Annotated in this window: 27 protein-coding genes and 3 pseudogenes; 13 read left to right on the forward strand and 17 right to left on the reverse strand. The window is 68.3% G+C overall.

Going from position 1 to position 26,912, the window contains the following annotated elements; genetic code table 11:
- Positions 1–17 precede the first annotated feature (17 nt).
- The 3 genes from ACIBK0_RS40990 to ACIBK0_RS41000 form a co-directional block, all read right to left on the reverse strand.
- On the reverse strand, positions 18–629 hold the full coding sequence (locus tag ACIBK0_RS40990; RefSeq protein WP_399091924.1) for a hypothetical protein: 612 nt from the start codon (positions 627–629) through the stop codon (positions 18–20).
- On the reverse strand, positions 626–1,912 hold the full coding sequence (locus ACIBK0_RS40995) for a hypothetical protein (RefSeq protein WP_399091927.1): 1,287 nt from the start codon (positions 1,910–1,912) through the stop codon (positions 626–628). Before ACIBK0_RS40995 ends, ACIBK0_RS40990 begins: the two co-directional genes overlap by 4 nt.
- Before the next feature lie 110 nt (positions 1,913–2,022).
- On the reverse strand, positions 2,023–2,883 hold the full coding sequence (locus ACIBK0_RS41000) for a site-specific integrase (protein WP_399091930.1): 861 nt from the start codon (positions 2,881–2,883) through the stop codon (positions 2,023–2,025).
- Positions 2,884–3,196: 313 nt separating this feature from the next.
- On the opposite strand from ACIBK0_RS41000, the gene ACIBK0_RS41005 reads away from it, so the two are divergent.
- Complete coding sequence (locus ACIBK0_RS41005) at positions 3,197–3,409, forward strand: zinc-binding dehydrogenase (RefSeq protein ID WP_399091933.1); 213 nt, start codon at positions 3,197–3,199, stop codon at positions 3,407–3,409.
- A 25-nt stretch (positions 3,410–3,434) separates the two neighbouring features.
- Here the strand turns inward: ACIBK0_RS41005 and rph are convergent, their stop codons facing one another.
- From rph to ACIBK0_RS41035, 6 genes and pseudogenes are all read right to left on the reverse strand, one after another.
- On the reverse strand, positions 3,435–6,032 hold the full coding sequence (gene rph / locus ACIBK0_RS41010) for a rifamycin-inactivating phosphotransferase (RefSeq protein ID WP_399091936.1): 2,598 nt from the start codon (positions 6,030–6,032) through the stop codon (positions 3,435–3,437).
- 324 nt (positions 6,033–6,356) lie between these two features.
- Positions 6,357–6,971 carry a hypothetical protein gene (locus ACIBK0_RS41015; RefSeq protein ID WP_399091939.1) on the reverse strand — a complete coding sequence of 205 codons (615 nt, stop codon included), beginning with the start codon at positions 6,969–6,971 and terminating at the stop codon, positions 6,357–6,359.
- Positions 6,869–7,108 (reverse strand): hypothetical protein, encoded by a 240-nt coding sequence (locus ACIBK0_RS41020; RefSeq protein WP_399092148.1) that lies wholly within the window; start codon positions 7,106–7,108, stop codon positions 6,869–6,871. The genes ACIBK0_RS41015 and ACIBK0_RS41020 overlap by 103 nt, the downstream gene beginning before the upstream one ends.
- A 607-nt stretch (positions 7,109–7,715) precedes the next feature.
- Positions 7,716–7,937 (reverse strand): hypothetical protein, encoded by a 222-nt coding sequence (locus ACIBK0_RS41025; RefSeq protein WP_399091942.1) that lies wholly within the window; start codon positions 7,935–7,937, stop codon positions 7,716–7,718.
- Positions 7,938–8,093: 156 nt separating this feature from the next.
- A complete protein-coding gene (locus ACIBK0_RS41030) occupies positions 8,094–8,636 on the reverse strand; it encodes a hypothetical protein (protein ID WP_399091945.1) in 543 nt (180 codons plus the stop codon).
- A gap of 209 nt (positions 8,637–8,845) precedes the next feature.
- A pseudogene (locus ACIBK0_RS41035) lies at positions 8,846–9,814 on the reverse strand (MFS transporter); the annotation flags it as partial.
- A gap of 147 nt (positions 9,815–9,961) precedes the next feature.
- Between ACIBK0_RS41035 and ACIBK0_RS41040 the strand changes: the two are divergent.
- The 4 genes from ACIBK0_RS41040 to ACIBK0_RS41055 all read left to right on the forward strand — a co-directional run bounded on the left by ACIBK0_RS41040 (position 9,962) and on the right by ACIBK0_RS41055 (position 15,299).
- Positions 9,962–11,071, forward strand: coding sequence for an NAD(P)/FAD-dependent oxidoreductase (locus ACIBK0_RS41040; RefSeq protein WP_399091948.1), 1,110 nt, complete (start codon positions 9,962–9,964; stop codon positions 11,069–11,071).
- Positions 11,072–11,607: 536 nt separating this feature from the next.
- Positions 11,608–12,324: a 2-phosphosulfolactate phosphatase gene (locus ACIBK0_RS41045; protein WP_399091951.1), complete on the forward strand. Its 717-nt coding sequence runs from the start codon at positions 11,608–11,610 to the stop codon at positions 12,322–12,324.
- A gap of 835 nt (positions 12,325–13,159) precedes the next feature.
- Positions 13,160–14,350, forward strand: coding sequence for an NAD(P)/FAD-dependent oxidoreductase (locus ACIBK0_RS41050; protein ID WP_399091954.1), 1,191 nt, complete (start codon positions 13,160–13,162; stop codon positions 14,348–14,350).
- Positions 14,351–14,360: 10 nt separating this feature from the next.
- Positions 14,361–15,299: a sigma-70 family RNA polymerase sigma factor gene (locus tag ACIBK0_RS41055; RefSeq protein WP_399091957.1), complete on the forward strand. Its 939-nt coding sequence runs from the start codon at positions 14,361–14,363 to the stop codon at positions 15,297–15,299.
- A 64-nt stretch (positions 15,300–15,363) separates the two neighbouring features.
- On the opposite strand, the gene ACIBK0_RS41060 is transcribed toward ACIBK0_RS41055, so the two are convergent.
- Complete coding sequence (locus ACIBK0_RS41060; protein WP_399091960.1) at positions 15,364–15,918, reverse strand: hypothetical protein; 555 nt, start codon at positions 15,916–15,918, stop codon at positions 15,364–15,366.
- Between the two features lie 81 nt (positions 15,919–15,999).
- Here ACIBK0_RS41060 and ACIBK0_RS41065 point away from each other — a divergent pair.
- Positions 16,000–16,393: pseudogene (locus ACIBK0_RS41065) on the forward strand (transposase); the annotation flags it as partial.
- Positions 16,394–16,507: 114 nt separating this feature from the next.
- On the opposite strand, the gene ACIBK0_RS41070 reads toward ACIBK0_RS41065, so the two are convergent.
- Positions 16,508–17,122, reverse strand: coding sequence for a TetR family transcriptional regulator (locus ACIBK0_RS41070; RefSeq protein WP_399091963.1), 615 nt, complete (start codon positions 17,120–17,122; stop codon positions 16,508–16,510).
- 98 nt (positions 17,123–17,220) lie between these two features.
- Between ACIBK0_RS41070 and ACIBK0_RS41075 the strand changes: the two are divergent.
- The 4 genes and pseudogenes from ACIBK0_RS41075 to ACIBK0_RS41090 form a co-directional block, all read left to right on the forward strand.
- Positions 17,221–17,786, forward strand: a pseudogene (locus ACIBK0_RS41075) (aldo/keto reductase); the annotation flags it as partial.
- Between the two features lie 4 nt (positions 17,787–17,790).
- Entirely contained in the window at positions 17,791–18,204 is a 414-nt protein-coding gene (locus ACIBK0_RS41080; RefSeq protein ID WP_399092151.1) for a hypothetical protein, read from the forward strand.
- 277 nt (positions 18,205–18,481) lie between these two features.
- Entirely contained in the window at positions 18,482–18,955 is a 474-nt protein-coding gene (locus ACIBK0_RS41085) for a hypothetical protein (RefSeq protein WP_399091966.1), read from the forward strand.
- A gap of 85 nt (positions 18,956–19,040) precedes the next feature.
- On the forward strand, positions 19,041–19,256 hold the full coding sequence (locus tag ACIBK0_RS41090) for a hypothetical protein (RefSeq protein ID WP_399091969.1): 216 nt from the start codon (positions 19,041–19,043) through the stop codon (positions 19,254–19,256).
- Positions 19,257–19,309: 53 nt separating this feature from the next.
- Here the strand turns inward: ACIBK0_RS41090 and ACIBK0_RS41095 are convergent, their stop codons facing one another.
- A complete protein-coding gene (locus ACIBK0_RS41095) occupies positions 19,310–20,152 on the reverse strand; it encodes a helix-turn-helix transcriptional regulator (RefSeq protein ID WP_399091972.1) in 843 nt (280 codons plus the stop codon).
- A gap of 103 nt (positions 20,153–20,255) precedes the next feature.
- Between ACIBK0_RS41095 and ACIBK0_RS41100 the strand changes: the two genes are divergently transcribed.
- The 3 genes from ACIBK0_RS41100 to ACIBK0_RS41110 all read left to right on the forward strand — a co-directional run bounded on the left by ACIBK0_RS41100 (position 20,256) and on the right by ACIBK0_RS41110 (position 22,053).
- Positions 20,256–20,963 (forward strand): SDR family NAD(P)-dependent oxidoreductase, encoded by a 708-nt coding sequence (locus ACIBK0_RS41100; RefSeq protein ID WP_399091975.1) that lies wholly within the window; start codon positions 20,256–20,258, stop codon positions 20,961–20,963.
- A gap of 83 nt (positions 20,964–21,046) precedes the next feature.
- The gene (locus ACIBK0_RS41105) at positions 21,047–21,499 is read left to right on the forward strand and encodes a nuclear transport factor 2 family protein (protein WP_399091978.1); all 453 of its coding nucleotides are present in this window, start codon (positions 21,047–21,049) and stop codon (positions 21,497–21,499) included.
- Positions 21,500–21,816: 317 nt separating this feature from the next.
- On the forward strand, positions 21,817–22,053 hold the full coding sequence (locus tag ACIBK0_RS41110) for a hypothetical protein (protein ID WP_399091981.1): 237 nt from the start codon (positions 21,817–21,819) through the stop codon (positions 22,051–22,053).
- Positions 22,054–22,161: 108 nt separating this feature from the next.
- Here ACIBK0_RS41110 and ACIBK0_RS41115 read toward each other — a convergent pair whose 3' ends face one another.
- The 5 genes from ACIBK0_RS41115 to ACIBK0_RS41135 form a co-directional block, all read right to left on the reverse strand.
- Positions 22,162–23,163, reverse strand: a complete 1,002-nt coding sequence (locus ACIBK0_RS41115) for a hypothetical protein (RefSeq protein WP_399091984.1) — start codon at positions 23,161–23,163, stop codon at positions 22,162–22,164.
- On the reverse strand, positions 23,145–23,708 hold the full coding sequence (locus ACIBK0_RS41120) for a hypothetical protein (protein ID WP_399091986.1): 564 nt from the start codon (positions 23,706–23,708) through the stop codon (positions 23,145–23,147). Before ACIBK0_RS41120 ends, ACIBK0_RS41115 begins: the two co-directional genes overlap by 19 nt.
- A 122-nt stretch (positions 23,709–23,830) precedes the next feature.
- Positions 23,831–24,403 carry a transcriptional regulator gene (locus tag ACIBK0_RS41125; protein ID WP_399091989.1) on the reverse strand — a complete coding sequence of 191 codons (573 nt, stop codon included), beginning with the start codon at positions 24,401–24,403 and terminating at the stop codon, positions 23,831–23,833.
- 550 nt (positions 24,404–24,953) lie between these two features.
- Positions 24,954–26,495 carry a helix-turn-helix domain-containing protein gene (locus ACIBK0_RS41130; protein ID WP_399091992.1) on the reverse strand — a complete coding sequence of 514 codons (1,542 nt, stop codon included), beginning with the start codon at positions 26,493–26,495 and terminating at the stop codon, positions 24,954–24,956.
- Positions 26,492–26,803, reverse strand: a complete 312-nt coding sequence (locus tag ACIBK0_RS41135) for a helix-turn-helix transcriptional regulator (protein ID WP_399091995.1) — start codon at positions 26,801–26,803, stop codon at positions 26,492–26,494. The genes ACIBK0_RS41130 and ACIBK0_RS41135 overlap by 4 nt, the downstream gene beginning before the upstream one ends.
- Positions 26,804–26,912: the final 109 nt, after the last annotated feature.

The following is a 26,912-nucleotide window of genomic DNA, read 5'->3' on the forward strand; positions in this document are numbered from 1 at the left end:
TCGACAAACCGAAGCCCTCACGCTTTGGTGACGTCACGGACCTTCCGGGCAGAAATGCCCGGATTGCTGAAATCCACTGAGGATCGAAGCAACGGCTCGCCGATACCGGCCGGGGCCGGGCTGGTCTGGTCGAAGGCCCACAGCCTAGATGTGGCGCTGAGGTGCAGGTGAACGGTGCTGCGGCTTCGGTTGCGCTGGCGAAGGTGCCGACTGTAGGAGATCAGCACGTCAGCCGTGCAGTCGGCGAGGGTGGCGATGCCCCGCGATGCGAGCCATTCCGAAAGCTGCCGCCAGTGTCCGAGAGTGGTGCTGATGACGCTGGCGCTGACTCGTGGCCTCCAGGAGACCGAGCGGTCGATCAGGAATCTCTGTGGAAGCGATCCGTTGATCATCAGCCAGGCCAGGAGGCGTAGCTCGGTGCGCAGTTGTCCGGAGGGGAAGGTGTTCCAGTCCACGCTGTGCCGGGTGGTGCTGGGGTTGTCGATCAACGCGGCCAGTGGCCAGACAGACTCCGCGTAGGCGGCGACGGGGGCCGTGTTGTCGCCGTGGATCAGGTCGACGGCGATCGTTGGGGTGTCAGGTTCGGGTAGCTGGATGGGCGCCTGGCGTGCGGGAACGGTGAGGGTCACGAGTTGAGGTCTCCGTCGAGCAGGAGGATGATCATTTCTCGGTCCTCGGGTGTCGCGGCGGCGAGGGCCCGTTGCCACTGCGCCGCGCCAAGTCGGTCTTTGAGGTTGTCCAGGCGGGCATGGGCATCTCCCCAGGTCGTCTCCCACTCGGTCATGTCCAGTAGGTCGCGCAGGTTGGCCAGCGCCTGGTGGAGGAGGGCCAGCCGGGGGTGGTGGCCGGGGTGGATACGGGCGTTGGGGCACGCGGTGCACATGAGGAAAGACGCCTGGCAGCTGATCCCGTGGCCGTTGAAGGGGCTGTGGGTGTAGTCGTGGCAATCGGCCGTGGCGGTCGGCTGGTCACCTGGCTCGGGGTGCTGGCTGAGCTGGGCTTGAAGCACAGTGCGCCGGGCGCGATCGAGTGCGTCCTGTGCACCGTCGGCGATCACCGGCATGGCCGCCTGGTGCACCTGCGGCTCGGGGATCACGTAGGTGCGATCGTGCGTGTCCTGGCTGTTCTGCCCCGACTCGCGTCGGTGCAGCACGTTGACGGTCTTGCGCGTGCGCCGCAGCAGCGAGCCCTTCAAGCCGGCCTCCTGCGCCCAGGTGTTCACTGCGCCCTTTGCCAGGCCGATGCTGAACGGCCCCACGCGTTGCAGGTCTCCGCGTGGATGGCTGGGCAGCGCGTTGCACCAGATCAGCAGTCGGTCGATGTCCGGGGCGTGTTCGCGTACATAGGCGCGGGCGAAAGAGGTGGCTTCCAGCGCCTGGGTGATCAGCCGTCCCGGGGAGCGGGCGTCGGTGTCGACCCAGTTGCGGGTCTCCACATGCCGCCCTGCGCCGCGGCGGGGCTTGTGCAACTCCACTCGATAGACCGGCGAGCCGTCCTCGCCCGGATCGGGAGTGGCCTTCGGCACAGGCATCTCGGCGATTGCCGTGGCATTCAGGCCGTGTTCGATCACCAGCAGCATTCCCAGCGCGGATGCCTCCTTGGAGGTGAGAAACAGGCGGTGCCAGGTGTACGGAGCAGACTCACCGCCCAGAGCTTCCTTGTAGCGCCAGGTCACCCGCTGGCGCCCAGTGGCCGCCCGATCCCCCGGGGCATAGCCGGTGCGGGCCAGCACATCCAGTGCCTCGCCGACCTTCGCATCGCGGCTGCCCGGGGCGAAGGCTCCTGCTCGCCAGGCATCGAGATGAGCGGCGTTCTCACTGATGCGCAGGTGCGCGGCACGGAACAGCTGCCGCGCGGTTTTCTTCAGCACCTCGAAGTCTGCTGGTCTGAGCGCTGTTTCCTGTACCTTCAAGCGCGGGAGCCGCTGAGGCATAACCTCCCGGACCGCGGCTGGGATGCAAGTGTCGCAGCAGGTGGACCATGCAGCGTAGCTGCTGCTGGCCTGCCGGTATGTGGGGCGGCTCAGCCGCCAGGCCCTCCATAGCCCCGGGGTGAGCGCGTCCAGGTCCCTGCACCGGCTGGTCCTGGAGGGCGACGAACTGGGCAAAGGCTCGGATGGCGCGGAAGTTGGTAGCGGCGGCCCCGCCGTCCAGCCTGATCCGTGGAACTTCCACGGTCAGCAGCGACGCTCCCTCCACCAGGCGCATGCCTGAGGAGAACAGCAGTTCGGCGTACGCGACGTTGCGCGCCTCCAAGCGGCTGGCCCAGGTCGCAGCGGGCCAGCCCTGAGCCGTGTGGCCGCGCATTCCGACGTCCAGCCACCGGCGAAACGCCCGCGGGGTCAGCCAGTGCACGTTGCTGGTCCGGGCACTCTTCTCCCGTCCGGCCGGGACCGAGGTCGTCCCCCCGTACCGCCCTGCGATCGTCCGCAACTGCACCGGGCTTGCCGGGACGTACCCGTCTCCGGTTCGCCCAGTCATAGAGCCGCGTCAACGCCGCAAGCTCGCGGTTCCACTTCGCCCCGCCGACTCGGCCAGGGTTCTGGGGCGAGCGCACACGCCAGTCGTGGAAGTCGAGCAGATCATCCGCGGTGGCCTGAGTCCAGAGCTTTCCTCGCCCCCACAAGAAGTCGAAGAAGACCCGGTAGTCGGAGGTGTAATTGCGCTTCGTCTCGTGCTCTAGGAGCACGAAGCTGGAGCGGCTCAAGTACTCACTTAGCAGCTCGTCCACCCGGTAGTCGGGGGACAGCATGATCGGATCGCCAGAGTGGACCCCCGTCCGTTCTTCGCGGCTCTGCAAGTCGTCCCAGCCCGTCAGCACCGATATCTGTCTCACGCCCACGAACGTCTTCGTGGGCACCCAGAACACACGCCACCCCGGCATTGCCCCGCCCCTCTTGCATCGGCTTCAACACGCCAATTCAACAGGGAATGCCGAGAAGTGGCGCCCGCGCCAAGGGTGATCGGGTCCGGCAGGGCGCAGCTGCACACCCAGCTCGCGCCGGACTGCGGTGGTTGAGGGGGGTGGTGCGGGCGATCAGCCGGAGACCTCCGCCCGCTTCGGTGACTTTGTCGCCCCGGTCACCCGCCGATCACCGCTTCCGCCGTGGTGTGAGCGCGCTGGCGAAGAGGCGGTATTGGGAGATTGCCCTATTTCCGGCTCATGACGCGGTGATGTCAATGTCCGTGCGCACGCGATGGTGCAGGCCGGCTTCGACCTGGCAGCCTTCGTCGCCGTCCATCCTGCCGAGACACGGCAGGCGTTGCGCCGCCCGGTGAAGGCATCAGCCGAGGGAGAACTGAGGATCCAGGTCGAAGTTCTGGAGCTGGAGCGAGTTGTCGAAGCTCACCGCCGGATCGAGGCAGGGGCGACCACAGGCGAGCTGGTACTCGACCTCACCGCGCCGTGAGGCGACGTGTTCCTGGTGTGGTCGGTCAAAGCAGGATCTCGACGTACCCGTCGGTTCCGTGCACGCGGATCCGCTGCCCGTCCCGGATCAGCCGGGTGGCCTGCTCCACGCCCACGACGGCCGGCAAGCCGTACTCCCGGGCAATCACTGCGCCATGGGTCATCAGGCCACCCACCTCCGTCACCAGGCCCGTGATTCCGACAAACAGCGGCGACCAGCTGGGATCCGTGTAGGACGTGACCAGGATGTCGCCCGCTTCGAGATCGGCCTCCGCCATGTCAAGGATGACGCGGGCCCTTCCCTCGATGGTCCCGGCGGAAACCGGTAGGCCGATCAGGGCGCCGGCCGGCACGTCGTCGCGCCGGTACGCCCCCGTGACGGCCTCACCGTCCGATGTGAGCACCCGGGGCGGCGTGAGCGCCTCGTACGACCGGAACGCGTCCTTGCGCTGCTCGATGAGCTGTGCATCCACCTCGTTGGAGCGCACGACGTCGTGGACTTCCTGGAACGTGAGGTAGAAGATGTCCTCCTTCTCAGCAAGCACGTCGGCCTGCACCAGGCGCTCAGCCTCCGCCAACAGGGCCTGCTTGTAGACGAAGTAGCGGCTGACGATGCCGTACTTCGGGTACTCCCGGTACCCGATGAAGGTTCGGACCCGGTCGATCATCCGCTTGGCCTCCTCGGCCTTCCGGTCCCCGTCCGGCAGGGCCAGCAAGCGTGACAGCACGTCCTGTTCCTTCTTCTGCGCCTTCTGCCGGCCCTCCTCGAAGCGCCGCTCGGCGGCTCCCGGCTCGAAGTTCCTGACGTTGTCGAGGATCACGGGCACGAGCGTGGTGGGGCGCTCGCGCCAACGCGGCCTCGTGATGTCGATCTCGCCGACGCAGCGCATGCCGTACCGGTCGAGGTAGGCCTTGATGGCGTCGTGCGCTTCGGTCCCCCCGGCGAGCTTCGGCAACTCGTCCAGGAAGCCCTCATCCTCGACGCCCTGCAGGAACGCCACCACCTCCGACTGCGGGCGGATCACGTCCGCGACGTCGAGCAGCGCCAGTCCCATCTCCGACGTGACGTTGTCGGGGGCGGACAGCGTGAGCGTGTCAGCCGCGTTCTTCTCGCCCAGCCACTCCTGCAGCTTGTCGTTGAGCCACCACGTGGCCTCCATCCCCGCCATGATCGCCTGCATGCTCAGCGGATCACCGAGGACCCGCTTGTGCTCCTTGAACGCCTCCAGCAGGAAGTCGAACAGCGCCGGTCCGGTCTTCGTCCGGATGTCGCGCTCGAGGGCGGCGATGGACGTCCGGCTGCGATCGATCAGCTCGGTGACGATGGCCGGATCGGTCTCGATCGGGGCGGACGCACCGCCGGCCGGCGGCCCGCCCGGACCCGCGTCCGGGAGCGACGGGACGAAATCGTCGCGGTCGAGGACGGTCTCCAGAGCGTCCCTGACCAGTGGATCGCCTCTCCCCATGACGTCCAGGAGGGCGGCGCGGCTCGCCGGCGCGGCCAGGCGCGGGGTGACGTCGACGAAGAGCCTCCCGCCGGCCGTGTGCATCGGTGCCATGGCCGTCAGCTGCCACATGGAGAGCCCCAGGGGCTTCATGGGGTCGGTCATCATCTGCTGATGGCCGACGGAGACGTAGACGTGGTTCTCCTGGTCGCCGGCCTTGGGGATGGGGAACAGCGTCGTGATGGGCCGGCTTTGAACGATCTGGAAGCCGTCGTCGACCAGGCACCATTCGATGTCCTGCGGGCGGCCGAAGTGGGCTTCGATCCGCCGCCCGAGCTGCACGAGCAGCACCACCTGCGCATCCGTCAGCGCCGGCTGCTCCTGCTGCTGCGCATCGATCGCCACTTCCTGCGTACCGCCGCCGGGCAGGGCGTGAACGGCACGCTGTTTGGCGGCGATCGCCTTGGCGACGACTGCGCCGTGTCGCACCTTGAAGACGTCCGGGTTCACCAGGCCGGAGACCAGGGCTTCGCCGAGGCCGAAGCCGGCGTCCACGGTGGCGACCTTCCGGTTGCCCGTGACGGGGTCGGCCGTGAACAGGATGCCGGCCGCATGCGGGACGACCATCTGCTGCACGACCACAGCCATGTGGACCGTACGGTGGTCGATGCCGTTCCGCTGGCGATAGGTCACGGCCCGCTCGGTGAACAGCGAGGCCCAGCACCGACTGACGTGCTGGAGGATCGCCGTCAGCCCCACGACGTTCAGGTACGTGTCCTGTTGGCCGGCGAAGGAGGTCGTCGGCAGGTCCTCTGCCGTCGCGCTGGATCGGACAGCGTAGGCGGCTTGCTCGCCGAGCTGGGCGAGCGCGCGGGTGATGGCCGCCGCGAGATCGCCCGGGATGGCAATCTCTTCGATGGTCCGGCGAATCTGCGCGCTGAGCGTGCGGATCGCCTCGCGGTCGTCCGGGTTCAAGCGCGACAGCTGATCGAGCCGATCGTCGATCGACGGCGCTTCCGCCATGATCCGCCGGAAGCCGTCCGTCGTCACGCAAAAGCCACCCGGCACGTGAATGCCTTCAATCCGCGACAGCCCGCCCAGGTGCGCGCCCTTGCCGCCAACGACCGCGACTTGCGTCTCGTCAATCTCTTGAAGATCCAACACGTACTGCTCGATCATTGCGATACCTCCGAGGCAACCGTGCTCCGTTGCACTGCAGTGGCCGATCGAATAGCCGGCGCCTCCAGCTCTGTCGAACCTCTTGTCGGGCACGTCCTCATCCCTGATGGCCTTCCCTCTGACGAGTCGGGCGGAGCGCACCCCCGAATCTGCGCCCCGAGCGCCCGCAACCGCACTGCCAGTCCCACCACTGGTTCGACGTCACCGCGTCCCCCGTACGTCGACAACAGCACACGCACGTCGTCCCCCTCATTTCCGCAGGTTGAGGCCTCGACCGACGATTCTGCGCCGTGACCCGGGTCTTGCGGCAAGCCCCCCAGTGCGCTATAGCTTGAGAGTGGCAAGGAGAGAGCTCTCCTTGCCTTTGCCTTTGCCTCTGCCGTCCGGTGGAACGGGCAAGCTTCTCGCGAAGCGGTGGCGCGCCGCGTACGGGTACGCGGGATTCATCATGTTTCGCACCTTCACCCAGCCGCGCTTGCCCGCCTGGTAGGACTGTCCGGTGCCTTTCACCACGACACCTTCGATACTCGCCGTGCCCCAGGCCGGGTCCAGCCAGTCCAGGGCGGTCGCCCGGTCCGAGCTGGCGGGGCACAGCGTCAACGGGGCGGCGAGCGTGTCGCGGGCGAAGAGGTCCTCCAGGATCGCGCGGCGCTCGCGGTATGGCCGGGCAAGGAGTTCGGTTCCGGCGGTTTCCAGGACGTCGAACATGCAAGCGCGCGGGTTCGCGGATACTGGGATGTGACCGCGGACAAACCTGCGCGCCGATCTGCCTATGGTGCCGGGCTGAGCGGCGAATTCCCCTGTGGGCTCGGCGAATGAGCAACCTCGGGTGGCGCTCACCACTGTGGCCCGACGAGCTGGTGGAACAGGCCGAGCGCCCCGCCGGCCGCGGCTCCGCCGGTCACCACCGCTTCCGGCCACGAGTGACTCGCCGCGCACCAGAGGGCTCCGGTTGCGATCCCGCAGAGCACGGACAGCAACAGCACCAGCACGGTGCGGCCGCGGAACAACGTCGGCGCCGAAGTGGCCTGCTGGTCCTGGCGGCTGTCGCGGTCGTGTGGTGACGGGTGGCACATGGTCTGCTCCTCGGTCGTCGCGGGATGTGCCAACCACCCTGCGGCGTATGGCCGTTCGGCCGCATCGGCTGGTCGGGAAGCCGACGAAAGCCGGGATCCGCCCCGAACGGCGCGGGTACAGTGCCGAACGAAACCGAACCATCGATGGCACGGGCGGGGGGCGCGGTGGGGAGCGGATCGACACTGGACCCGGAGACGATTCGCACGAGGGAGGAGCTGGGAAGCGGGCTCAAGACACTGCAGCTGCTCTCCGGTCACTCCCAGGCGCAGGTGGCGCAAAAGGCTGGGGTCGCCCGCACCTGGGGCCGGCGTGGACACACGCCGGTGGTGCGGGTGCGCGGCGGCTCGCCAAAGTGAGATAGAGATCGCTCGGTTGCTGAAGATGCGGACCACGGGTCGGGCGTGGATCGATGCACTGGAGCGGGTGGTCCAAGATTTGCAGGCGCACCATTCTGTGGAGGTGGACCGATTCGATGAGATCATGGTCCAACTCAGTCGAGAGACCACCGAAGCCGGACATGCGCTGGCTCACAACGGTCTCTGGCTCGAGTCACAGGACACACCACCGCACGGAATTCCGCTGGTCCCAGCCCCAGGCGGGGCGCGACTACACGATGGGGGCGGACCAGCGTTCATCGCCCTCTCCCAGCTCCTGGGCCGCTTGCGAGAGGCTACCCGGGAAGTCCGTGCCGATGTCCTGCGACGTCCTTTGCGGCAGGGGAGTCCCGTGCGCAGTGAGGTCCTGGGGGCTCTGGAGCAAGTCAGGGCTGCGCGGGCGCAGCTGAATGCAGCCCTTCTCGATCAGATTGACCAGATCAACGGAGGTCACACGCGTCGCCTGTAGGGCGGGGCAGTCTTGTTCTGGTTCCATGGGCCGCAGCTGGCTGGTTGGAGCCGACGAGGGCAACTCTCCAGGGCGATGGAGCGTCCGCACATCTGGTCGGCATTCAGAAACGATCACGAGCGTCCACGTGGATCGGGACCTTCATTCGATGCCGGCGGCCCGCCCGATCCGGTCGTCGAGCAGGTTCTGAGCGATGGCGGCGTAGCGGCTCGCGGCGGTGTGGGACAGGTTGAAGACCAGGGCGAGGCGCAGCGGGTCGGCGCCGACCGCCAGTGCTTCGTGCAATACCCGGTCGCCGCGGATGCGTTCAAGGTAAACGCCCTGGTGCAGCAGGTGCCGCTTGAGGTATTCGGCACTGGCGGGCCCGGTTCCCAGAGCGGTCTTCGCGTTGATCAATACGTGCCGGTTGGGAGTCTTCGGCCAGGTGGCGCGACGCTGGTCGAGCCAGGCCAGCAGGGTCTGGTGAGGCAGTTCGCCAAGCCGTTGGGTGTGTCCGGCGATGGTGAGCCGGCGGTTGGGCAGGTCGAGGTCGTCCAAGGTGAGGCGTCGGATGGCCGTGGCGCGGGCGGCGTGGACGGCGGCCAGGGCGACGATCAGCCGTTGCACTGGGGTGACGGCGACCTGTTGGACGGCGAAGATCTCAGCATCGGTCACCGGCGCCCGGTACTCGCGCAGATCGCGCACTACGGCCGGAGCCAACCCACGCCTCCACGACTTCACCCAGGCTGAAGGAATCCCGACAGGGATGAGGGTTGCGTACTGCGGACGAGGTTGGGTCAGAACGGCCTGCGGTCACCCGGACGAGGTAACAGGCCCAGGTCCAGGCACTCTCAGTCGCGCCAGGAGATGGAGGACGAACACGGAACTCGAGAACTATTGCTCACCCAAGTCGGTCAGCGGTGGCCGGGCTGCTGGACGGGCGAGTATGTGGCGTCCGTATCGTCTGCCTTCGGATGCGGCGCAGCCCCGAGGCGTGGCGCGGTGGGTTCGGGCAGGTTGCGGAAGAGCAGCCAGCTCAGCATGGGCATCAGGACGAGCGGCGCCAGGGCGGTCTGCAGGGACGTGGCGTCGGCGATGCTGCCGATGGCGGGGCCGGCCAGGCCGCCGATGCCGACGGTCAGGCCGAGTGTGATCCCGCCGGCGGTGCCGACCCGGGAGGGCAGGTAGTCCTGGCCGAGGGTGACCTGCAGCGAGAAGGGCACATACAGGCCGGCCGAGGTCAGTGCCACGAACAGGTAGATGGCCGGGCCGGGCACCCACACCACGCCCGCGATGGCCGTGCCCGTGATCAAGTACGACCAGCGCGAGACTGTCACCCGGTCCCAGCGGCTCGCCAGGGTTCCGCCCAGCACCGAGCCGATCGCACCGCCGAGGTAGAGCACGGACAGGGCCGCGGTGCCCGCGGCCGTGCTGCCGCCCAGGCGCTGCCGGGCGTACAGCGAGATGAAGGTGCTCAGACCGACGAACGCGATCGACCGGAAGACCACGGCCAGTGACAGTTTCACGAAGGAGGTGGTGTCGTCGCTTCCGGCGGGCACCGTCGTAACGGGTCCGGTGGCCTGCCTCTGCTGCAGGGCTCGCACCACGGGCAGGCACATCGCGGCACCGGCGAGGGCCGGCAGCACCAGCAGCGGTGTCCAGCGCAGTCCTCCGGTGGCCACCACGGCGGTGACCATGAGCGGGGCCAGCGCGAAGCCGATGTTGCCGCCGGTGGAGAACCAGCCCATGGCCCGGTGGCTGCCCTGGCTTGCGATGCGGGCGACGCGGGCGGATTCGGGGTGGTAGGCGGCCACGCCGACCCCCGAGATCGCGACGAACGCGAGCGTGAGCGTGTAAGAGCCGCTCAGTCCGCTCAGTGCGATGCGACCAGCTACCTCACCCTGGTTGGGCCGTCCTGGACCGTGCCTCCTGCGGCTGGCGCGGTCTGGCCATGACCATGCTTGCATGCTAGACACGGGAGTTGAGTTCGCCCGTGGTCTGGGAAGGGGGCTTACGTGAGGATCGGGTCGGTGAAGCGGCCTGAACGTGTTGCTGTCATCGGAGTGGGCATCCTCGGAGCCAGCGTGGGCTGGAACCTGTCCCGGCACGGCGCCAAGGTGGTCTTCATCGACGCAGGCCAGCCGGGCGAAGGCGTCACCAACTGGTCTTTCTCGTGGGTCAACGCCAGCAACAAGACCGCGCGCAAATCCTACTTCGACCTGAACGTCGCGGGCATGGCAGCGTGCCGTGAGCTGGCCAGGACCATCGGGCCGGACTCATGGTGGTATCCCAGTGGCCACCTGCGCTGGGCAGATGATCCCGCAGCGGAGGCGAAGCTCCTGGGAACAGCCGAACTGCTGACTAGCTGGGACTACCGGGTCGAGGTGTGCACGGGGGCCGAGGTGCGCCGCCGCCTCGAACCTGCTCTCACGATGCCCGGCGAGGTTCCAGTCGTGTTCTACCCCGACGAAGCCTGGGTGCACGGACGTCATCTCGTCGGCCGCCTGGTCGGCCAGGCCGTTGCATCCGGCGCCGAGCAACGGTCCGGCACCGCGGTCTGTGACATCGGCACCGGTGCCGACGGGAGCATCCGGACGGTTGCTCTGTCCGACGGGAGCTGTCTCGACGTCGACATCGTCGTGAACGCAGCAGGCCCCAGCGCCTCCCACGTCGCCGGGCTCATCGCACGGCACTTGCCGATGCGCCGGGAACCCGGCGCCATCACCCGGATCGGCTGTGCTCAGGTCCCGGTTCACCGGGCCATGCACGCGCCTCACATCGAGATCCGCCCTGACGGAGACGCTTCGGTCGTCGTCCACAGCCGCGAGATCGACGCACTCATCGACACAGGCGAAGATCCAGCGGAACTCGCGCGGCTGCTCCACGAATCGGCGCGGCACGTCGTTCCCGAGCTCGGCGACTCCCGCATCGCACAGACACGGGTAGCCAACCGGCCCATCCCGGCCGACGGATTCCCCTCGGTGGGAGCGGTGCCGTCTGTGCCGGGCTACTACGAGGCCGTTTCCCACAGCGGCATCACGCTCGGGCCGGTGATCGGCCGGCTGCTTGCTTCGGAGATCCTCAGCGGGAAGAGAGATGAGATGCTTGCCGACTTCCGCCCGGAGCGGTTCCCCCCGTGACCGCCCGGGCAAGCGCCACCAGTCCCGCGACCAGGCGGGTGCGTCTCCGTGCGCCCGAAACAGGCTCGTAAAGGCGCGCCGCCGCGTCACGCGAGCCGGAAGACCGGTCGGTCCTCCACCTCTGCCGCTCCACCCCGCGCACGAGTTACCTGCGTCTGGCGGTTGAGCGCCACGCCAAGAGACGTGTTGCAAGCGGCACCAGTTGGTGTCTGTGCGGCCGGGCGGCTTGACGCAGTCGTCCCAGTCGGCGAGATCGGACGCCGTGGGGTGGTGGTGTTCGCGAGCGCCCGGGTGGCGACGTGCTTGAGCTGCATCCCGACAGCGATCTCCGAGCCGGGAAACTCCCGGGTGAGCATCGTGCGGCTTGTGCCCGCAGAGGCCGTGTGCGGATGGCCCCGTGTGGCGATTGAGCAGGAGTGTCGTTGTGGACCACTTTCGCGACGCAGGCAGCGGGAGGTGTTGCATTCCGAGACCGTCGCTGTGATGCGGATCACTCTCTGGGTACTTCGGATCGGGCATGCGGAATCATGATCGGAATGGACGCTCGTTTCCTTAGCATCGCTGAGCTGGTCGAAGCCCCGTCCGTGGCGGTCGTAGTCGACGTCATGCGTGCTTTCACCGTGGCTGCCTGGGCCTTTGCTCAGGGGGCGGAAAAGATCGTTCTTGCTGAGTCGCTGGACGAATCCCTGGCGCTCAAGGCTCGCCACCCGGATTGGGTGGCGCTCAAAGACGGTCCGCCCGCGCCCGGGTTCGACACCGTCAACTCGCCGGGCCTGCTGCGGTCTATTGACCTTGGCGGACGGACCGTTGTGCAGAAGACCACGGCAGGGACGGTCGGTGCCCTTGCGGCCAAGGAGGCGTCGCTGGTGCTGTGCGCCGGCTTCGTGGTGGCGGAGGCAACAGCTCGGCTCTTGCGGACGCGCAAGAGCGACAGTGTCACGTTCGTGATCACTGGCGACGATGGGCAGGCCGATGAAGATCTGGCGTGTGCTCAATACATCGCTCGAAGGGTCACTGAGGCTGGCACGGATTCTGCTGAGTTCCTCCGCAGAGCTGCCGAGTCGCGCGCCGCCGCCGAGCTGGCGGAAGGTGTACGTCAAGGAGTCCATCCTGATGACGTTGCACTTTGTCTTGAGGTCGACCGGTTCCCCTTCGCCATGGTGGCGACCTTGGAGAGTGCGCTCATGGTCCTGCGTCCGTGCCACGCCGCTCTGCAGGAGCCAGCGATGCCCAGGGCCGCCGGATGCCATTGATCAGCCCGCCTGTCTCGTCAGAATCGGTCACCCCCAGCGGCTCGCCCCACCGCCGCGGCGGCCGCCATCGGGTGCCCTCGACGGTGGCGGCCCGGTCAAGCTCCCGGTAGTCGTACACACTGGCAAGGGCCTCGTAGGAGATCCAGGTGGTGCGGAACTTCTTGCTTTTGGTGATCCCGGCCCGCATCGGGAAACGGAATCGAAGTCCGGGTCGGCCTCCAACGGCAGCGCGGGGATTTCCCAGAGCAGGAGGCAGGTGAACTCCTGGAGCCGCAGCCCGGTGGTCAGCACCAGGTCTCCGACCGCGGCGTTGCGGGCCATCTCCCGGCCGTGGAACCCGGTTTCCTGCGAGCCGTCCGGGGCAAGCCTCCGGCGCCCCTTGCGGAACAACTCGGTGGAGTCCGGCTCCAGGTACTTGATCGTCACGTGCGGTTTCGGCGTGCGGCGGATCGCCAGGTTCACCCTCACCTCCCGGCCCGTGCCGGCGAACAGAGCCGCGCGGCCCGGTAGGTGAACGGCTCGGCCGCTGCGTGCCCCTCGTTGATCGCCCACCGGTAGAACAGCGACAGGGTGATACGGCCGAAGCGGCTCGCAAACTGTGGTGGCCGTTCGCAAACTGGGCTGCTCGGTCACACGGGTGTGACGCCGATCGACAGTTGGCCATCTCGATCCGTAGTTGGCCAGCGCCCCGTTTCGACTGCGCAAGGAAGGCCCGAGCGCCTGCCGGAGGCTCAGCCGCTCATCTCGGTCGGTGACCCGCGTCACACTCGGCGCCTGTCAGCAATCGGGGCGCCGTCTCGTTCAAGGGGCACGCGAACGAGACAGGAGCAACGCCATGAAGCACCGCATCGTCGTACTCGGCGCCGGCTACGCCGGGGCCTTCGCCGCCGGAAACCTGGCCCGCCGGCTCTCCCCCGCCGACACCGAGATCACCGTCGTCAACACCGAGCCCGACTTCGTCGAGCGGATGCGGCTCCACCAGCTCGCGATCGGCCAGGACCTCGGGTTCCGCAAGCTCGCCGACGTGTTCGCCGGGACCGGGGTGCGGCTGCGCCTGGCGCGCGTCACCGGCGTCGACCCCGAGCGCAGGACCGTCGCCGTGACCGGCGAAAACGGCGACGGCGAGCTCGCGTACGACACGCTTCTCTACGCGCTCGGCAGCTCCGTCGCCCACCATGGCGTCCCCGGCGTGGCCGAGCACGCCTTCGATGTGACCGGCCGGTCCTCGGCGCTGCGTCTGCGCGAGCGCCTGGCCGGCCTGGGCGAGGGCGGCACGGTGCTGGTCGTCGGTGAGGGGCTGACCGGCATCGAGACCGCCACCGAGTTCGCCGAGTCGCGGCCCGACCTCTCGGTCGCACTCGCCGCCCGCGGCGAGTTGGGCGCCTGGCTCTCCCCGAAGGCCCGCCGCCACCTGCGCCAGGCCTTCGACCGGCTCGGCATCACCGTCCACGAGCACACCGGAATCGAAGCCGTCGAGCCGACGCGGGCGATCGCCGCCAACGGTACGTCCATCCCGGCCGAGGTGACCGTGTGGTCGGCCGGGTTCGCCGTGCATCCCATCGCGGCAGCCAGCGGCCTGGAGGTCGCCGGGACCGGCCAGATCGTCGTCGACCGCACCATGCGCTCGCTCTCGCACCCGGACGTCTACGCCGCCGGTGACTGCGCCTACGCGATCGGCGAGAACGGCCGGCCGCTGCCGATGTCCTGCGCCTCGGCCGGTTTCACCAACATGCAGGCAACAGCCGCGATCATCGCGCGCCTGACGTGCAGCAAGGTCCCGACCATCGGGCTGAAGTATTACGGCAACCACATCAGCCTCGGGCGGCGGGACGCGATCTTCCAGATGGTGGACGGGGACGTCCGGTCGAAGTCCTGGTACCTGGGCGGCCGGACCGCCGCGCGGCTCAAGTCGGGCGTGCTCAAGGGGGCCGGGTGGGGCATCACACACCCGACCTTCGGCATGCCGAAGCGCAAGCGCCGCCTGTCCACCGCACCCGACCAGGTCGGTGTGAGGGCCGCCGCATAGGTTGTTCCGCATGGACAGCGCAGCCATCGATCGGTTCGAGGCCAGCCGGGGCCGGCTGGCCTCGCTCGCGTACCGTCTGCTGGGCTCGGCGGCCGACGCCGAGGACGCCGTGCAGGACACGTTCCTGCGCTGGCAGGCCGCAGACCGCGAACGGGTCGAGGTGCCGGAAGCGTGGCTGACCAAGGCCGTCACCAATCTCTGCCTCGACCGGCTCCGCTCGGCGCAGGCGCGCCACGAGCGCGCGGCGGGTGCCTGGCTGCCCGAGCCGCTCCTCGAGGGCGACCCGATGCTCGGCCCGGCCGACACCTTCGAGCAGCGCGAATCGGTGTCCTTGGCCGTACTGACCCTCATGGAGCGCCTCTCACCGGTCGAGCGAGCCGTCTACGTCCTGCGCGAGGCCTTCTCGTACAGCCACGCCGAGATCGCCGGAATCCTCGACATCACCGAGTCCGCGAGTCAGCAGCATGTCCACCGCGCCCGCATCCGGGTCGCCGCCGAGCGCCGCCGCGGCGGAGAGGCCGACCCCGCGTCCGCGCGCCGGGTCGTCGAGGAGTTCCTCGCCGCCGCCACGTCGGGGCGCACGGAACGGCTGGTGGCGCTGCTCACCGATGACGTGACGGCGGTCTCGGACGGCGCCGGACTGGCCAGGCGGCTGCTGCGGTACACGACGCGCGAGCGGGTCGCCTCCTACGTGCGGGCCGGCTTCAAGCCCACTCCGGCGAAGCGGCGGCTGGCCGGCGGCTCCCCCGCGATGCACATCGCGCTGGTCAACGGCTCCCCGGCCGTCCTCGCCGTGGTCGACGACCGGATCGTGGGCGCCGTGACGTTCGAGGTCAGCGACGGCAAGGTCGCGTCCCTGCGCGGCGTCGCGGCCGCGGACCGGCTCGCGCGCCTCAACAGGGCCTGGCGGCAGCACGAGCCCGACGCGCCGGTCATCAACGCATGGTGACCTGAGCCACCGGAAGACAGTGACCTGCGTGCGGTTGTGCTCGGTGGAGAGCGGGCATCCGGCTCTACCGGTCGCGTGTGAGCCTGTACGAGCAAAGATCCAGCACCAACTCGTTGTCGGCTTGGACTTCGAGATAGAGCGCGAGCGGCATCGGTGGGTTGCGCAGGAACGCGACGGCGGACTCGGTGAATTGGACCCTGCCGTTGCCGAGGTGGGTGATGCCTTCGGGTTCTTCGAGCGCGGCGAGCCAGTCGGCATGGCCCTCGTCCACCACAGCGGTGTAGGTCGTGACGGTGCCTGATCTCGCTTCGGTGGCCCGCAGGATGTCGTCGTAGCGGGCGTGGTCGATGACGGCCTGTATCGCCGCCTCGAAGCTCGGCAGCCCCACGCCAACTTTCCTGGGGGCATAACCCTGTGCCCGGGCGTAGGCGATCCACGCCAGCCCGCCCGCCACCTCCACGACGTGGCCGACCTGGAATCCGTCCTCATGCCCGTCGTCCAGGAGTACGAAGAAGGTCTCCTCGCCGCGCGCGTGCTGACCGGGTTTCGCCTTGCGCAGGTATAGCCTCCGCTGCTTCAGCAGCTTCTTGAGGGACGGGTCGATGTTGGCCGTGCCCATGCTTCCTCCCGGCGTCAGCGATGCCCTGGGTCGCGCCTCAACTCGGCACCAATGCTTGCGTGTTACTGCCCAGCGTGCCCGTTGCCACTCCCGCCGGACGTCAAACGACAAGCCCAGCTTGAGCTCTGGGAGAGGATCGAGCCGCTCTTGCCGAGGAAGGAGCGGCGCTTCGGGTTTCCCGGCCGAAAGCCGTTTTGGGACCATGCGGTGCTGTGCGGGATCTCGTTCGTGCTCTGCACGGGCATCCAGTGGGAGCACCTGCCGAAGGAGCTGGGCTGCGGCTCGGGCATGACCTGCCGGCGGCGGTTGCGGGAAGCTGTCGCCCGCCGCGGCACCCGGCAGGGGGCTGGGCACCTTGCGCTGGGTGAGGGAGCGGACCTTCGCCCGGCTCCACGGCTTTCGCCGGCTCCGCGTGCGCCGGGAACGCCGCGCCGGCATCCACGAGGTATTTCTCAGGCCCGCCTGCTGCCTGATCCCCCACCGGCCAGCCCGCTCACTGTGCCGACCGCTGCACGACGGTGGCTCAGGCAGTCTGCTTGGCTGCTGCAGCGCCTGCCGGGTGATGATTTCCGCTGTTTTCGGTGGGTGGTCAGGAGGAGCCGGTGTCGGCGTTGCCTGCGGTGGCCGGGAAGAGGCGCTGAACGGCGGCGACTATGGCGGCGCGGCGGGCCGCCAGGGAGGGGTCACGGACCTGGTCGGCAGCCGCTTGGACGAGGTCGAGCTGTCCGGCCCAGGACATGGCGATCTGGTTGACGAAGACGAGGATGTCGATGGGGTCCCAGGCGGGATCCAGGTGGCCGGCTTCCTGAGCCGTGCGCAGCTGCTCGACCTTGCGGCGGACGGTTTCGTGGGTGGGGTCATCGGGGGCGGCGCCGCTGCCTGGGAATTCCAGCCGGCCCCAGTTCATGAGCCGGAAGTGGTCGGGGTGGCGCATGAAGTAGTCGTGCACCCGCCCCGCGTATTCGGGCAGGTCGGTGGGGTCCATGCGGGTCGCCTCGGCCACCGCGGCCAGCTCCCGCTCGGCGACGAACCGGTAGAGGGCTTCCTTGCTGCGGAAGTAGGCGTAGAGGCGTTCCTTGCTCGTCTTCGCGGCTTTGGCGATGCGCTCGATCCGCGCTCCGGCGATCCCGTGCCGGGAGAACTCGGCCCCGGCCGCAGTGACGATGCGATCGCGGGTCGAGTCTGCGCTGGTCGAGGAGGTCATGCCCCCAGACTACCCAACCGAACTGTTCGGTTTGGCGAAGGGCGAGACAGGGCGCACGGTTAAAACCGAACCGTTTGGTTTGACCAGAGGAGCGCGTCATGCAGCACAGGACACTCGGCAGCCAGGGCCTCAAGGTCTCGGCGATCGGCTACGGCTCGATGGGCCTCACGATGGCCTACGGCCCCGGCGACGAGCAGGAGGGCACCGCCGCCATCCAGCGTGCGTACGGCCTGGGCGTCACCCCTTCTTCGACACCGCCGAGCTCTACGGCTGGGGCACCGGCTCCAACGAGATCCTTCTCGGCAAGGCGGTCAAGGACTTCCGCGACGACGTGGTCCTTGCCACGCCGAAGATGTCGCACATGCGCGTCCTCGTCTGCGAGGCCAAGTTCGGCTTCGACCTGTCCTCCCGGTCGGAGCAGGGGTACGGCCTCAACAGCCGCCCCGAGAACATCCGCAAGGTCGCCGACAACAGCCTGCGCCACCTCGGCGTGGATCACATCGACGTCCTCTACCAGCACCGCGTCGACCCGGACGTACCCATCGAGGACGTCGCGGGCACCGTCAAGGGACTGATCGACGCGGGCAAGGTCAAGTACTTCGGCCTGAGCGAGGCCGGCCCGCAGACCATCCGCCGCGCCCACGCGGTCCAGCCGGTCTCCGTCCGACATGGGCAACCTGCAGAACGAGAAGGACTACTCCCCCAACAAGGCCTACGGCGACGCCAAACTGGCCAACATCCTGTTCACCCGGGAACTGCACCACCGCCACCACACACACGGCATCGCCGCAGTGGCGTTCCACCCCGGCGTCGTGGCCACCAACTTCGCCAACGACACCACCCACTTCATGCGGTACGTCTACCACACCCCGATCATCAAGAACCTGTTCACCATCAGCCCGGACAAGGGCGCCGACCAACTGATCTGGCTCGCCGAAGGCGCCCCCGGCACCACCTGGCAGCCCGGCGAGTACTACGAGAAGCGCAAGCCGGCACCCTCCACCGAACAAGCCCGCGACCCCGAACTGGCCCGCCAACTGTGGGACCGCAGCTCCACCCTGCTGTCGATCACCACGCCATGACGAGCCGACCTGGATGACTGCTCATCGCGGCCACGCGGCCCACCCAAACCACCCCACCCCGCCTCGCCCCGCCGATGGTGGAGGCGATGGCCACACCGCCGAGCCATACGCCGGCAGCCGGTCGCGCGCTCTTCGAGTTAAGGATGGGTCTTCGTTTCCCACGTGATCGCCGCCAGGACCTCTCGGCGAGGCCCGGGCCGAGACCGGGGTGAGAGAGACCGGTGTGATGATTCGGGCGCATTTGCCACAGCCTGTTGCCCGGAAAGGGAAATTCTGCATGCAGTCATCACGTCTTCGCCGGCGCCTCACCGCTACTGCCCTCGGTCTCCTCGCGGTCGGTGCGGGTGCCGTCGCCACTGCCGCTCCGGCCATGGCCGGCGACGGCTCCACCATCTTCGGCAAGGACAACACCGTTGCCATAGGCACCGTCGCGCTTGCCCCGAACAAGGCCATCGCTGTCGACGTCACATACTCCTGCGATCCGACCGGGGACAAGCTGTCCCTGGACGTGATGTGGCGGCTGTCCGACAAGCGGGACTCCGACGTCCGCAGCCCCAGGGGGGTGGCCACGGTCCAGCACTCCGCGCTGACCTGCGACGCGAACAAGCATGACGTGCGGGTCACAGTGCCCGTCCTGCTCCCCGACGACAGCCTGCCCTTCGGCAAGGGCGACCCCGTGCAGGTCACGACCCAGTTGAGCAACCTGGAAGGCGCCCCGTATGCCAAGACAGTGAAGATTTCAACGCTCTGACAGCGTGGGGGAGCCGCGGCCGACGGTGCGCGGCTCCCCCCATGCCGGCGGTGACGCGCCGCTCTGACATCCCGGATCGGACGATGTGTTCCGCAGCGCTTCCTGCGGGTCCCCGGCACGCTCCCGACACCACAGCGAAAGCCGGCCGATCCGCTCCGGCACCGGTCCCGACGACCTGCCGCGCGCCGCGGGCAGCCTGCTCTTGCCCGCCCAGGACGACGACAACAACCCGCACGGGGCGGAGTGCCCGGTGAGCGGCCGGGCCTGGACGGCCCCGACGATCGTGCAGTGGCTGGTGTGAGCACGGCCTAGGAGCCGTGCTGGGATAGGCCCGGGCCGGGAGTGTCGGTGGGGTTATGTCATGACCTGGGTGCCGATGGACCCCAGCAACTCGAACTGCTCGGCTGCCGGAGAGTTCGGTGGTGCTGAGCAGGCGACGATGCGCAGGTCGTTCCCGGGGACGGTGAGGGTGTCGCAGTCCACCATGACGGGTCCGAGGTCCGGGTGGTGAACGGTCTTGCTGTCGGTGGTGTGGAAGCCCACGGCGTGGGAGTCCCACAGCTCGTCGAAGCGGTCGCTTGCGTGTCGCAGATCGGTGATCAGCGATCGAAGTGCACTGTCCTGGGGGTAGCGGGCTGCAGAGGAACGCAGGTCGGAGACGAGGGCTGTTTCGAACCGGGCTTGCTGCTCGGGGGTGTGGGTGACACGGCTGGGCAGTCCGGCGAAGTGTCGCCAAGCGATGTTGCGTTCCCTTCCCCGCCATGCGGAGGGGTCACCGATCAGGGCGGCCCAGAGAGGGTTCCAGGAGATGAGATTCCAGGCGGCGTCGTGGACGCTGAGGGGGGTGTTGCGCAGCTGGTCGAGCAGCCGCTGGACGCTGGGAGGGATGTGCGGGGTGACGTGTCCCGCGGTGGGCGATGCCTGTCCGGCCAGCAGGTAGAGGTGGTCGCGTTCGGGCTCCGACAGGCGTAGGGCGCGGGCGAGCGAGGCGAGCACCTGCGGGGAGGGTGAGGTGGCGCGTCCTCGTTCCAGGCGAACGACGTAGTCGACGGAGAGGCCGGCGAGCTGAGCGAGTTCCTCGCGCCGCAGGCCGGGGGCCCGGCGGACGCTGCCCACGAAAAGTCCGAGGTCCTTGGGGCTGGCCCGGTCGCGCCAGTGGCGCAGTGCTTGGCCGAGGGTTGCGGAATCGTCCTTCACGCTGCCATTGTCCGCCCGGGACCGGGCGACAGCCTGGTACTGCCCGACCCCCCGCTGATGAGGGCTCTGTCTGTTCCTGCGCGGGGCACGCAGGCTGAGAGACATGACAGTCACCGTTATCACCGGGGCGAACAAAGGCCTCGGCTTCGAGACGGCCCGCCGTCTCATCGAGCAGGGCCACACCGTCTACGCAGGAGCACGGGATGTGCACCGCGGGGCCGAGGCCACCAAGGCCCTGGGCGCCCGCCCACTCCTGATCGACATCACCGACGACGCGTCGGTCACCGCGGCCGCGGCAACCGTGCGGGCCGAGGCCGGACACGTCGACGTGCTGATCAACAACGCCGGCATCGCCGGCCCGACCGCCGCCACCGGCGAACTGACCGCTGCCGACCTACAGCAGGTGTACAACACCAACGTTTTCGGAGTGGTCCGCACCACCCGCGCCTTTCTGCCCCTGCTGCATGCCTCGAGCCGGCCGGCCATCGTCAACGTCAGCAGTAGCCTCGGATCACTGACGATCAACGCCGACCCCGCCGCGCACACCGACATCCTCCCGGCCTGGGCGCCACTCCTCGCCTACAACTCCTCCAAAGCGGCCCTGAACATGCTGAGTGTGCTGTACGGGCAGGCCTACCCGCGGATCACCGTCACTGCGGTGGACCCCGGTTTCACCGCGACCGACCTCAACGGCCACCAGGGCACGCAGAGCGTCGAGGAGGGAGCCGCCGTGATCATCGCCGCCGCCACCTCGGGCGCGGACGCGCCCACCGGCACCTTCATCGGAGCCTTCGGGCCCGTTCCCTGGTGACAGCGCCCCTCGCCGGTTCCGGCCGTCCGGCGCTGTCCCGTCTGCCACACCCGATCCAAAATCCGCACATAGGGAGAATCACTATGGACACCACGCACCAGGATGCTCTCGAGACCGCGCAGGCTTTCATCGCCGCTTTCGAGAGCCGTGACCGGGATGCGGTCGCCGGGCTCCTTGCGCCTGGCGCGACCTTCACCATCCCGCTGTCGATCGAGGGCACCCCCGAGCCCTGGTATGTGTTCGACAGTCCCGAGCACGTGCTGGGCTACATCGCATCCGTTGCGGCGAAGTTCGACCACGTCGCGTTCCTGGACAAGGTCTGGACGGTCAGCGAGGACGCCCGCTCGGTGTTCCTGCAGGCCAACGGCGACATCCTGTCCAGTGCGGAGAAGCTCGTCTACAACAATGTCTACATCTTCCGTATCGACGTCCAGGACGGGCAGATCACCAAGGTGTGGGAGTACGCCAACCCCGTCGCCTACGCCAACCTCGGCATCGCAAACTCCGAGGCCGAGACCGCTGCCCAGGCCGGCTGACCCACACACCATCGGCACTGACCTGGCCCTTGGGGCGCAACCCGATACCCTGCACGGAGAAAGTGCCCTCCGCCTGGACCGACAGAACCCCTCAGCAAGGTCCATCGTCCCAGGTCAAGAAGGCACTTTCGCGCTTCCGCCCCAAAGCCAGCCGTCCCCAATTGGAACGGTGAGGTTAGGGTGCGGGCATGGCTGTCATGGATGTCCGCAATGACTCGAAAGGGTGGCTCACCATGTGGCTCGAGCCACTTGGTGAGGATCGATAACTCAAGCCGGGCGAGTCGTTCCGCGTCCGATCCGACTACAACGGCGACGAGTTGGCCTTCTCCGTCAATTATTGGGTGGATGAAAACGACAGGGCGGCAGGTATCGAGACCGTCGCCGTCCGGATCGAGAACGGTGACTGCTACGCGGAAGTCGTCGACAACGCAGGCAACGTCATCGAATGCGGCCACCAAAGGCCTGCCGAGATCAACAGGCGATGGCAAGCCAAGGCCGAAGAGATACAGAAACGTACAGCGGAGCAAAAGGCCGGACGAGAGTCAGCCGGGTGAGCGTGAGACTTCGTCCTGTTTGAATCTCCCCGGGCATGCTCACGTTCCCCGTTTGGTTGACGCAGCAGCAAAGCCGGCCGTCGACGGTTGCCGCGGCGCGCGCTGGTGTCACAGGCCTGCCAGGGCGAGGAGTCGGCGCATGTGTGCGGGCGGCAGGTCGGGGTTGCCGGCCGCGGCGGTCGCGACCGATTCCGATGAGTCGGTCAACAGCTGCATCAGGTCGCAGGCCGGAAGCCGGGGATGGGTCGCGATCGCGCGCCGCACCGTGTGATCGGGATCGGCGGCCAGGCGACGGACGAGTTCCACCGGCAGATCGAGGTCGCGCGGGGCCAACTGCCGCATCCTTGGATCGGGATCGGTGGCCAACCGTCGAAGGACGTCCGCCGGGAGGGGGAGGTCATCAGCCGGACGCCACCGGGTCTTTTTCTCCGGGCGGTAGCTGCGGTCGATGCGTTCGGCGGTGGCGGGATCGATCCGGTGACGGGCATGCAGAGCCATCGTCGTACGGACGCTGCTCTCCTCGTCGTCGAGCAGTCGGGCCACGGCCGGCGCCGGGAGGCGGTCGGACATCGCGGCCGAGGCACGGAAGCAGGCGTAGGGCGCGTCTACGTACGGCAAGGGGTCAGCGGTCACCCATGGCAGACGCACTGTCCGAAGCTCCCGACGCGCTATCTCGTTCATGAGCTGTCGTTCAAGCGCGTCGTCGTCCAGGATTTGATGGTCGGCGAGCCAGTCCAGCAGGGGCAGGTCGGACAGGATCTGTGCGTGGATCGCGGCGCGGGTCGACTCCGGGGTGTCCTCACGGAGGAAGACGCGGAGTGTGACCCGCCGGCAGGGGTCCTCGGCAAGGATGTCGCGCAGCGGCGGCGGGAGGTCGGGGTGGTCCGCGAGTTCCGTGCGCACCTCCTCGTCCGGGTCGTCGGCCAGCCAACGGGCCGTGTCGGCGTCCAGCGTGCAGTGGCGTACTGCCCCGGCGCGCGTGACCGGGTCGGCCAGCAGAGCCGGGAGCAGGTCGTCAGGTGGGACGGGATGGGGAAGCCGTCGGTAGTAGGTCGCGCAGGCTCCCGCGCGCACCGCGTCCTCGGGGTCCGTCAGCGGGCGCCGACGCACCGGTTCCGGGGCCTGCGTCCACCATTGGGCAAGCGTCGCCCGGATCTTGGGCTCCGGGTCGTCCGCCAGCGGGCGCGCAGATCTGTCGGTACGTGATCGCTCTGCGCCAGGTACTCGCGCACACGAAGGTCGGGGTCGCCGAGCAGCCGCTCGAAGAGCTCTCGCGGCGGGCCGTCCGCGCTGACCACTACGGCCGCGCGTATCTCCGGGTCCGGGTGGTCGGTGAGCGTCATCCGGAAGGCGTGCGGGAGGGCACGGTTGAGCGCGAGCGAGTGCGTGAGCCAGTGGTCATCGACGGCGATGATCTCGGCGACCATGCTGTCGGTCAGGTCCGGGCGCTTGGCAACGCTGCCGAAGTCCCTGCGGTGGGCGAAGAGGCGGCGGACGAGCTCGGGAGGCAGTGAAGGGTTCCCTGCGAGTGCCTCCACCACCTTGTCGAGGTGGACCGGTGGCGGCGTGACGTCCGACACGGCAAGCGACCCTTCCAACTCGGCGAGCTGACCGCCGAGTCTCTCATGCGCGGTCGTCTTTTTGCGTTCCGCCAAGGCCGATGAGGTACTTCAGCGAGCAGGTCTGTCCCCTCACCGAGCCTGGAGCGGGGAGTCGGCACCTGCAGACCCGTCCCTCGCCGAGACCTGACGCCGTTGATCGACGCGTGGTACAGCGGTCAGGCCGCGAAGCCCACGTTGGTCACGTACTCGTACTGGCCCCACTGGCTGCCCAGGTCGACGATCTTCTCGATCCAGGCATCGTCCAGTGCCTGGGGGTCGTTGTCCGCCCAGGCCTGGACGACACGGTCCCAGTGACGCACGTTGAAACTGCGGTATTCCACGACGCGTTGGCGTGCGCGGGGTACCCGGGACTGGTTCAGGGGGTGGATTTCGACGCGGGTGCCGCGGCCGTCCGCGTTGAGACGGCCCAGGAGGTAGCGGGCGACGTTGTGGCGGCGCACCGTCTTGTAGGCGGTGTCGATGCGCTCGAGGTTCTTCCTGGAGGGGGCGTGTGTGCCCTGCAGCCAGGCTGTGAGGGTGCGGTCGGTGACGGTCAGGCCTGCATCGCGGGCGGCTTGGAGGGCGTGCTCGGTGCGGGTGAGGTAGTGCAGGCGGGCCAGCAGGCCGCGGCGCGCGGTGACGGGGGTGGCGATGTAGCCGGCAAGGGCGTCGAGCCGACGGGCGACCGCCTCGTGGGCTTTGATGCCGCGAGCGCCGTATTTGCCGAAGTCGATGTTCTGTTCCGGCATTCATTCCCGCCCTTCTCCGGCCTGCTTTCCCTGCGATTGTCCGAGACTGCCACTATATCGCAACTCGTATGTTTCTTCCGGAAGTTGGGAGGGCCTGACAGTCTCTTTCTGTACTGGTTTTCCGTTTTCGTTCCGTGTGCCCCGAGCGGGGTCGGGACCGGACCGTGCCGGCGTGATTGCGCCGGATTCATCGTACTGGTGGAGGCGGGCTCGGCGTGTGTGGTCGACTGCCCCAAAAAGGCCCGCATCCCCTACACGTCCGGAAGTTTCTCATGCGTTCTCTGCGCACTCTGCCGGTCGTGTGTGCCCTTCTTGCCGACAGCGTTTTTGCCGCGCCGGCGGCTCATGCCGATGCCGATGCCGCCGAGGCCTAGGGGTGTAGCGGCAGTCTGATCGACACGCGTGCCATCACTGACGGCAGCAAGACATACGGCCAGTTGAAGGTGTACTGCGGCACAGCGAGCGGCGGGACGAACTGTGCGGTGGCTGTCGACACGCGCTACGGGTCCAGTGTGAAGAGCTGCGTGGTGTCCGGGCGGTCCTGCCCGGTTCAGCCGGGCCGGCTGCCGGCGGATGGCCGGGGCCCGGTGCCGGCGGTGTAGGTGTCTTTGGGCTTCATTTCGCTGACGCCGCGGCCTTCGGGAAAGACGCTGCGCCAGTCGCCGATGACATGCAGTTCGTCGGTGCCCATGACGCTGACGACGGTGAGGCCTTCGTCGTATGCCTTGTATGCCTTCCACCACAGGTTGGAGAACGCCTGAGAGCGAATGATGTGCATCCAGTCCTGGCGGTAGAGCTCGCGGTTGTAGTTCGACTCCCCCATCGTCGAGACGAACTTCGAGTACATCGCCTTGAGGTACTCCAGCGTCACCTCGTCGTTCGCGGCGATCGCCGTGTCGCGGGCGTCCCGCAGGATGATGCGGAACTTTTCCAGGAGGCCTTCGGTCGCGCCGGAGGTGTACGACTCGTGGATCTCGGGGGGATCGCACAGTGCGTATGCCGGTGCCGACAGGCGCAACAGGAGACGCAGGGTGGGTTCGGTGACCCAGAGAGGGCCGGCTTCGTCGCGGTTGCCGATCGGGTTGGGCAGCACGGCGTCGTGGTCCCAGGGGGGCGGGGTGATGAGGTGGACGCCTGCGCGGCGCCTGTCGTGTTCGGGGCCACTGGAGTGCTCGAGCTGTCCGATCGGCAGATGGGTCTTGAACGCGGACAGGTAGTAGGCGTTGACGTCCAGGACGGTCACGTCGTGGCGTCCTGGGGGCAACTCGGGGCGGGCCCATTTGGGGCGGGCCTCCCAGATCTGGTCGGGGCCGCGGGCGGTCTGCTTGCGCAGGATGTCGGGCATCCAGGGGTGCGCCACGATCTCGTACCGGCCGCCCTTGCGGCAGGTGTCGAGCAGTGCCATCACGTCCGGGATCGCCCGCTTCACCAGTGCCGCCGTTGCCGCCTCCAGGTCACCGGCGTGTTCGGCCAGTGCGGCCGCGACCGTTTCCGCGATCACATCCCGGGTATCGGAGACGGCCTGCATCCGGCGGCCCACGGGGACACCTTTCAGGCTGCGGCCGAGGCGGTGCGCGGGGGGCTGAGCGAGTGCCGGGTCCGGGGGCGGGGGTGTGTCGGTAGAGATTGGTGCTGCGGGGGCCGCGGGGCTGGTCGTGGCGCATTCCGCGGGATCCAAGTGCTGGGGGAATCCAGCCACTTGCCGGCGGGCCGGCTGCCCGCACAGGACACACGGCTGAGGCTCCGGGAGGGCGTGGACCTCGTCGGGGCCGGAGGCCGCCTCGGCCTGCCCGTCCGCGTCCGCCGAATCTTCCTCGGCCGGTGCTGCAGCGGTCACGGCCGCGGCCTGAGCCTCCAGTTTTGTCTGCGCTCCCTGAAGGAAGTACGCGTATTTGTCCCGCACTTCCCCACTCGGGTCGCGGCCCGATTCCCAGCCGCCGATCGTGGAGGGGCTCACCCCCAGGGCCTGTGCCACCTGCGTGCGTGACAGGCTGAGTGCCTCCCGCAGTGAGCGCCGCTGCTCGGCGGGGGGCAGTTTTGCCTCCTGGCGTGCGGTGGCCAGCAGTGCGTCGATCGCTTCGAAGTCCGTCATCGCGCCGCTCTTTTCGCCGCCCCGGCCTCGGGTGCCCTGCGGCCGGTCATGGGGCGTCGCCGTCTGGCGGTGGGCAGGGATTCGCAGGCCCGCGTAGGGCCGGCCAGCAGGTCGAGTACGTCGAGCCCGTAGTGCATGGCCAGGGCATCGCAGTCGTCCAGGCTCCAGGCGGCACTGCCGGACTGACGGCGGCTCAGTTGCGCCTGGCTCACGCCGAGGACGGTGGCGAGGTCGGACTGCGTCTCTCCGGTGATCTGCATCAGGGCGGCCACGGCGGCTCGCACCCGCTCGCCCAGCATCATCCCCATGATGTCAACTCTACCAGGCATTATGCGAATCAAGGCAGAAACTTGCTCATGGTGTTGAGGTCTTTCCTGCAGCGCAATCCTGTTACCGGTCCGGCTCCACCTCCGGCCC

Source organism: Streptomyces sp. NPDC050564, from assembly GCF_044457265.1.
In the GTDB taxonomy this organism is placed as follows: Bacteria; Actinomycetota; Actinomycetes; order Streptomycetales; family Streptomycetaceae; genus Streptomyces.

Bases quoted from the DNA above. Each gene is read 5' to 3' on its own strand.
- ACIBK0_RS41000 (WP_399091930.1), bottom strand. From the start codon at position 2,883: ATGCCGGGGTGGCGTGTGTTCTGGGTGCCCACGAAGACGTTCGTGGGC.
- ACIBK0_RS41005 (WP_399091933.1), top strand. From the start codon at position 3,197: ATGGTGCAGGCCGGCTTCGACCTGGCAGCCTTCGTCGCCGTCCATCCT.
- rph (WP_399091936.1), bottom strand. From the start codon at position 6,032: ATGATCGAGCAGTACGTGTTGGATCTTCAAGAGATTGACGAGACGCAA.
- ACIBK0_RS41020 (WP_399092148.1), bottom strand. From the start codon at position 7,108: ATGTGCCACCCGTCACCACACGACCGCGACAGCCGCCAGGACCAGCAG.
- ACIBK0_RS41045 (WP_399091951.1), top strand. From the start codon at position 11,608: ATGGACGCTCGTTTCCTTAGCATCGCTGAGCTGGTCGAAGCCCCGTCC.
- ACIBK0_RS41050 (WP_399091954.1), top strand. From the start codon at position 13,160: ATGAAGCACCGCATCGTCGTACTCGGCGCCGGCTACGCCGGGGCCTTC.
- ACIBK0_RS41055 (WP_399091957.1), top strand. From the start codon at position 14,361: ATGGACAGCGCAGCCATCGATCGGTTCGAGGCCAGCCGGGGCCGGCTG.
- ACIBK0_RS41060 (WP_399091960.1), bottom strand. From the start codon at position 15,918: ATGGGCACGGCCAACATCGACCCGTCCCTCAAGAAGCTGCTGAAGCAG.
- ACIBK0_RS41070 (WP_399091963.1), bottom strand. From the start codon at position 17,122: ATGACCTCCTCGACCAGCGCAGACTCGACCCGCGATCGCATCGTCACT.
- ACIBK0_RS41080 (WP_399092151.1), top strand. From the start codon at position 17,791: ATGGGCAACCTGCAGAACGAGAAGGACTACTCCCCCAACAAGGCCTAC.
- ACIBK0_RS41085 (WP_399091966.1), top strand. From the start codon at position 18,482: ATGCAGTCATCACGTCTTCGCCGGCGCCTCACCGCTACTGCCCTCGGT.
- ACIBK0_RS41100 (WP_399091975.1), top strand. From the start codon at position 20,256: ATGACAGTCACCGTTATCACCGGGGCGAACAAAGGCCTCGGCTTCGAG.
- ACIBK0_RS41105 (WP_399091978.1), top strand. From the start codon at position 21,047: ATGGACACCACGCACCAGGATGCTCTCGAGACCGCGCAGGCTTTCATC.
- ACIBK0_RS41125 (WP_399091989.1), bottom strand. From the start codon at position 24,403: ATGCCGGAACAGAACATCGACTTCGGCAAATACGGCGCTCGCGGCATC.
- ACIBK0_RS41130 (WP_399091992.1), bottom strand. From the start codon at position 26,495: ATGACGGACTTCGAAGCGATCGACGCACTGCTGGCCACCGCACGCCAG.
- ACIBK0_RS41135 (WP_399091995.1), bottom strand. From the start codon at position 26,803: ATGGGGATGATGCTGGGCGAGCGGGTGCGAGCCGCCGTGGCCGCCCTG.